The sequence below is a fragment of the Rhizobacter sp. P2_H2 genome, assembly GCF_056403375.1.
The window spans coordinates 1-1,046 of the sequence record NZ_JBFUFP010001469.1 but is presented as its reverse complement, the minus strand read 5'-3'; the positions used below and the strand labels follow the sequence as shown (position 1 = coordinate 1,046).

Below are 1,046 nucleotides of genomic sequence, written 5' to 3'. Positions count from 1 at the left end.
CCATCAATCTTGAGCATTTGCAAGGCCGCCACGGCCAGGCTGCCGGCGGCCTCGCCTTGCGTTGTGAACATCACCACCGGGCCGCTGATGTTGGCGCGCCAGGCCGGCGCGCTGCTACCAGCGCTGATGCTGTTGGCGCGCCCGTGCACGCTCCACAAGCCGCCGCTGAGGGCACCGCCGATTTGCACGCTGTTCAAAGTGAACAGATTAGGCAAGCCGGGCGTGCCGGTGAGCAACAGATCAGCGCCCATGTCGCCCTTGGTGACGAGGCTGGCGAGGCCCGCCGCTTTGAGCACACTCACGCCGGCCGCGCTGCCGGTCCATTGCTTGACGTCCACATTCACATTGGCGGTCGGTGCGAGCAACTGCACGTCGGCCAGCTCCGCGGCCTTGAAGCTGAAAGTGCTGCCGGCGGCGACCGAGACCAGCGCCTGGCTGAGTTGGCCCAAGGTCAGGCTGACGACACTGGACGCGAAGACTGCCGTGCCGCTCAGGTCGGCATTGGCCAGGCTCAGCGCGCCCACAGCGCTGTTGGCGCTGATGCCCACCAGCGCCAGCTGGGTGCCCCCGGTGTTGACGAGCGACACATTGCTGGCCGCACTGGTGTTGACGAGTTCCAGCACGAAGCCGCTGCCCTGAAGCAAGAGCTGACCCTTGCCCGGGCCGCTGATCACCACGCTGGGCGCGGCCGGCGGAGCCGGGTCTTGCGCCATGTGCGGCGCCGGGTTGGCGCCGGCCGGCTTGGGCTTGGAGTTCGCAGCGCTTGCGGCGCGGGATGAGTTGGCAAGGCGGGAGCGGGTGGGGGCGGTCATGGGGTCTCTCCGGTCGGTTGGGGCAAGCAAGCCTGTGAGCGAGTCATCGCTGTGTCATTAGCTAGAACGCAGTCCGCCCCGCTTTCCCGACACCGGAATAAATAAAAAAAAATGGAGCGCAGCGCTCCTGGCATCGAACCGCCAYTCGGCGATCAATGAATAACCGAATTTGTAAGCGGTTTTAGAAAACCGCGAGCGTCATCGGTCGCATCGAGGACATCAAGGACTACGAGG

1 protein-coding gene is annotated in these 1,046 nt (G+C 65.3%); it reads right to left on the bottom strand.

Features of this window, described 5'->3' with window-relative positions; genetic code table 11:
* Nucleotides 1–812 (bottom strand): hypothetical protein (locus tag AC1D15_RS33995; RefSeq protein WP_477829538.1); only part of this gene is annotated, 812 nt, incomplete at its 3' end.
* Nucleotides 813–1,046: the final 234 nt, after the last annotated feature.